The following is a 4,807-nucleotide window of genomic DNA, read 5'->3' as shown; positions in this document are numbered from 1 at the left end:
AACCGGTGGCGCGGCTGGCCAGCGCGGCGCTGTGCCTGCGTCCGCTGACGTCCAAGCGCTTGCGCGGGCGGTCCCTGTTGACGCTGGAAGCAGCCTTTCGCGCATTGCCGATCGCGGTACTCGGGCGCATTGACGATGACGCCCTGTGGCTGGACCTGCGGCAACTGGACGACGAATCGGCATGGCTGGCACAGCTCGATCAATTGCAGGTGGAGGGACGGGCAGGGTGATTGTCGGCACCGCAGGGCACATCGACCACGGCAAGACGGCGCTGCTCCAGGCGCTGACCGGTCAGGCGGGCGACCGGCGCCGGGAAGAGCGTGAGCGCGGCATGACCATCGACCTCGGCTACCTGTATGCCGAGCTGGAACCGGGAGCGGGCTTGACCGGTTTCATCGACGTACCCGGGCATGAACGCTTCACCCACAACATGCTTGCCGGGGCACAGGGCATCGATCTGGTGTTGCTGGTAGTGGCCGCCGATGACGGGGTGATGCCGCAGACCCGCGAGCACCTGGCGATTGTCGAGTTGCTGGGCATCCCGCGTGCGCTGGTGGCGATCAATAAGTGCGACCGGGTCGACAGCGCCAGGGTGCAGGTCGTGCGCGATCAGGTCCGCACCTTGCTCGCGCCCGGGCCGTATGCCGAAGCGCCGCTGATTGCGCTGTCGAGCTCCACCTGCGAGGGCATCGAATCCTTGCGCAAGGCGTTGCTCGATGCCCAGCGTGAAGTGGTGCAACGAAGCACGGAAGGTGGTTTTCGCCTGGCGATCGATCGGGCGTTCAGCGTGGCCGGGGCCGGTATCGTGGTGACTGGTACGGCGCTGTCCGGCCAGGTCGTGGTGGGCGATACCTTGCTGCTGGGGCCACAAGGCAAACCGGTGCGCATTCGCGGCCTGCACGCGCAAAACCAGGCCGCCGACCACGCCGTTGCCGGCCAGCGCGTGGCATTGAACCTGAGTGCCGAACGGCTGGCCCTGGAGCATATCCATCGTGGCCACTGGTTGCTGGCCGCCGGCTCGTACGCACCGAGCCAACGCCTGGACATCGACATGCAGCTGCTCCCCGGCGAACCCCGGGCCTTCGAGCACTTTCAACCGGTGCACGTGCACCTCGGCACCCAGGACGTCACCGGTCGAGTCGCCTTGCTCGAAGGCGTCAGTCTGGCGCCCGGTGGGCGGATGTTCGCGCAACTGCTGCTCAATACAGCGGTGCAGGCGGTGAAAGGCGACCCGCTGATCCTGCGCGATCAGAGTGCCCAACGAACCCTGGGCGGCGGCCGGGTGCTGGATCCGTTTGCACCCGCCCGGCAACGTCGCAGCCCGGAACGATTGGCGCAACTGCAGGCGCTGGCGAACAGCACAAGGCTGGAAGATGTGTTGCCGGCATTGCTGGCCCACAGCGACAGCGGGCTCGATCCGCAGCGCCTGGAGCGGCAGTTCAACCGACCGCGCAGCAGTTGGACATTGCCCGCGGATGTGCGCTTGATCGACACCCGTCAAGGCGCGTTGCTGTTCAGTGCCAGTCGCTGGGAAGCCTTGAAGGCTGCAGTGCTCGAGCACCTCGAGCGTTTCCATCAGCTTGAAGCCGATCAGATGGGGCCGGACCGGGATCGCCTGCGCCGATTCACCGGTAGCGAAATGGAGCGTTCGACGTTTATCAGCCTGCTCGACGAATTGCTGGCCAGCGGCGACATCGCCAGCAGCGGCCCATGGTTGCATCTGCCAGGGCATCAGGTGCGTTTGAGCGAAGAGGACGAAGCCCTGTGGCTGCAATTGCAACCGTTGTTCGAACAGGCGGGCTTCGCCCCGCCGTGGGTTCGCGACCTGGGGCATGACGAAGCGGCCGTGCGCGGGTTGCTGCGCAAAATGGCGCGCCTGGGTTTGATGCACCAAGTGGTGCGGGACCTGTTTTACCCCGACAGCATGATTCGCCGATTGGCGGCTATGCTGTTGCAACTGGCGGACGCCAACCCGGTGATCCAGGTGGCGGCGTTTCGTGATGCGGTGGGCCTGGGGCGCAAGCGCAGCATTCAGATACTGGAGTACTTCGACCGTATCGGCCTGACCCGGCGTTTTGGCGATCGTCGGCAGGTTCGCCCGGACAGTGCGTTGGCCCAGCGCACAGAGCTCTGATCAAGGAAGGCAATCGCGCCCGGTGGCGCGGCCGGGCTTCAAACCCGGTTGGGGACGGCATCCGTTCCCGGGCAGGTTCGACTCCGGCTGCCTTCCGCCACTTTGCGCTCAGAACGGCCCGAAGTTCAGCGGGTACTGGATGACCACGTACACCCGGTCGATGTCATCGCCGGCCTGGGCCGCGTTCGCCCGGTGCGACACATGGGACAGTTGCAGCGACAAACCCTTGGCCGACCCGGACTGCACGACGTAGTGCAGGTCGATGTCGCGCTCCCAGTGTCGGCCCCCGGCACCTTGTTGCGGCACGAAGGTGCCGGCCGCCGGGTCGAACGGGTTGTACGCCCCGCCTTGTGGTGCATGCGTGCCGTCGATCTGGTCGCCGGTGACGTAACGGGTCATGAACTTCAGGCCGGGTATCCCGAAGGTGGCCAGGTCCAGGTCGTAACGAACCTGCCAGGAGCGTTCGTGGGCGCCGTTGAAGTCGGCGAACTTGATCGAGTTGGCCAGGTAGATGGAGTCGCCACCGACAAAATCAAACGGCGTATCACCGTCGATTTTCTGATAGGCCAGGGTGAACGCCTGGGCGCCCAGCGTGTACTGGCCGGACAGGCTGTACGCGGTGTTGTCGATGGCACCGGCCAGCGCCTGGCCAGTGTCCTTGGTGTGATAGAGGTTGGCGTCGATGAACACGTCGGACTGCTTGAAGTGCAGATTGCCGTAGTACTGGTGCCAGGTGTCGGTCAACTCCGAGGCGTACAGCGCGCCGCCGACCGGGCTTTGGGTAAACAGGTCGGCGCCGACAAACGAAATGCCACCAGCCTCGGTGTTGGCGCCATAACCGAAAAAGTCGCCCTTGCCTGAAGCGCTGTCCTGATTCTTGAACGCCGTGAAGTGGCCAGCTTGCAGGTTCATTCCGTCGATTTCGCGACTGTTGAGCAGAAAGCCAGTCGCGTATTCCGGTTGCAGGCGTTTGTCCGCAGTGTCGAATACCGGGGACTCGACCATCATTTCGCCAAACGCCAGGGTGGTTTTCGAGGCCTTGAGCTTGATCGCGCCGCCACCGCTGGAGTAGTCGCTTTCACTGCGGTCATCACTGCCCACGGGCAGCAAACCGGTGCCGGAATGGCCCTTGCCGCCATCGAGTTTCAATCCGAGAAAGGCATGGGCATCAAGGCCGACACCGATCGTGCCCGGTGTGAAGCCGGATTCAAAAGTGCCGATAAAGCCCTGAGCCCACTCGGCTTTGTAGTTCTTGCCGGTCGGCGAGGGGGATCGATAATCGCTGTTCAGGTAAAAGTTTCGACTGAACACGCCAAGCGTTGCGCCGTCCAGAAAGCCCTGCGCCGATTCATCCGCCACCGCGGTCCCGACCGTGCCGGCGAGCAGCACCGATAACCAAAGCTGTAATCGGGCCCTGAGGTCTTGCGAGTCATACTTCATCAATCGTTCACCACAGGCACAGCGACGGTGGGGGGATTCACTGTAGGAGCGAGCTCGCTCGCGATGGTCTCAAGTGAGCCGCGTTAAGGCAGTAAACACGCGTTATCGTTAACGACCATCGTCGGAACGCCGCCCGGAGCAAGCTCGCTCCTACAGGAGGAGTGAGGACGCCATGGTTACGTAGATCGGGCAGGGAATATTGAATCGGTGTGCTGTGTTTGACTCATAGCGCATGCGCACGGCCCGTTTACGTAAACGAGCCGTGCGGTGGAGGTCGTTGTTCGGGGGAAAAGCGCGTAAACCGAATCAGCCCTCAAAGATGGTCCGCATCGATCACAGCCTTGGCGAACGCCTGCGGAGCTTCCTGCGGCAGGTTGTGGCCGATGCCGCCGTTGATCAGCCGGAACTCGTATTTGCCGGTGAAACGCTTGGCATAGTCTTCGGGCGCAGGGTGCGGTGCGCCATTGGCATCGCCTTCCAGGGTAATGGTCGGCACGCTGATGGACGGCGCCGTGGCCAGTTTCTGCTCCAGCGCTTCGTATCGGCTTTCGCCCTCGACCAGGCCCAGGCGCCAGCGGTAGTTGAACACGGTGATGTCGACATGGTCCGGGTTGTCCAGTGCCTTGGCGCTGCGGTCAAAAGTGGCGTCATCGAACGCCCATTTCGGCGAAGCCAGTTGCCAGATCAGCTTGGCGAAGTCGTGGGTGTTTCTCTCGTAACCGGCCTGGCCGCGTTCAGTGGCGAAGTAGAACTGATACCACCACTGCAATTCCGCCTTGGGTGGCAGCGGGTTCTTGCCGGCTGCCTGGTTGCCGATCAGATAACCGCTGACCGAGACCAGTGCCTTGACCCGTTCCGGCCACAGCGCCGAGACAATGTCGGCCGAGCGCGCACCCCAGTCATAGCCACCGAGCACCGCTTGCTTGATCTTCAGCGCGTCCATGAAGTCGATGACATCACTGGCCAGCGCAGCCGGCTGGCCGTTGCGCTCGGTTTTTTCCGACAGGAAACGTGTATCGCCATAGCCGCGCGCATAGGGCATCAGCACCCGATAGCCCTTGGCGGCCAGCAACGGCGCGACCTCGGCATAACTGTGAATGTCGTACGGCCAGCCGTGCAGCAGGATCACCACCGGCCCGTTGGCCGGGCCGGTTTCGGCGTACGCCACGTCCAGCAGCCCGGCGTTGACATGCTTGAGCGGGCCGAAGGGCGAGGGCGCGGCCTGTGTGGCAG

3 protein-coding genes, 1 tRNA gene and 1 pseudogene are annotated in these 4,807 nt (G+C 63.7%); 3 read left to right on the top strand and 2 right to left on the bottom strand.

Translation table 11 applies throughout. The features are described from left to right. From ACCD00_RS30170 to ACCD00_RS30160, 3 genes and pseudogenes are all read left to right on the top strand, one after another. Positions 1-230 (top strand): annotated as a pseudogene (locus ACCD00_RS30170) (L-seryl-tRNA(Sec) selenium transferase); the annotation flags it as partial. Beyond that, a complete protein-coding gene (gene selB / locus ACCD00_RS30165; RefSeq protein ID WP_413428856.1) occupies positions 227-2,134 on the top strand; it encodes a selenocysteine-specific translation elongation factor in 1,908 nt (635 codons plus the stop codon). The pseudogene ACCD00_RS30170 and the gene selB, both read left to right, overlap by 4 nt. Before the next feature lie 4 nt (positions 2,135-2,138). After that, positions 2,139-2,234: transfer RNA gene (locus ACCD00_RS30160), tRNA-Sec, on the top strand. 8 nt (positions 2,235-2,242) lie between these two features. Here ACCD00_RS30160 and ACCD00_RS30155 read toward each other — a convergent pair. Together ACCD00_RS30155 and ACCD00_RS30150 are read right to left on the bottom strand one after the other, a co-directional pair. Continuing rightward, on the bottom strand, positions 2,243-3,574 hold the full coding sequence (locus ACCD00_RS30155) for an OprD family porin (RefSeq protein WP_413428855.1): 1,332 nt from the start codon (positions 3,572-3,574) through the stop codon (positions 2,243-2,245). A 313-nt stretch (positions 3,575-3,887) separates the two neighbouring features. After that, a partial coding sequence (locus ACCD00_RS30150) for an alpha/beta fold hydrolase (RefSeq protein WP_413428854.1) occupies positions 3,888-4,807 on the bottom strand: 920 nt, incomplete at its 5' end.

The organism is Pseudomonas sp. Pseusp3 (genome assembly GCF_047304225.1).
In the GTDB taxonomy this organism is placed as follows: Bacteria; Pseudomonadota; Gammaproteobacteria; order Pseudomonadales; family Pseudomonadaceae; genus Aquipseudomonas; species Aquipseudomonas fluorescens_CD.
This window is presented reverse-complemented; position numbering and strand designations above follow the sequence as displayed.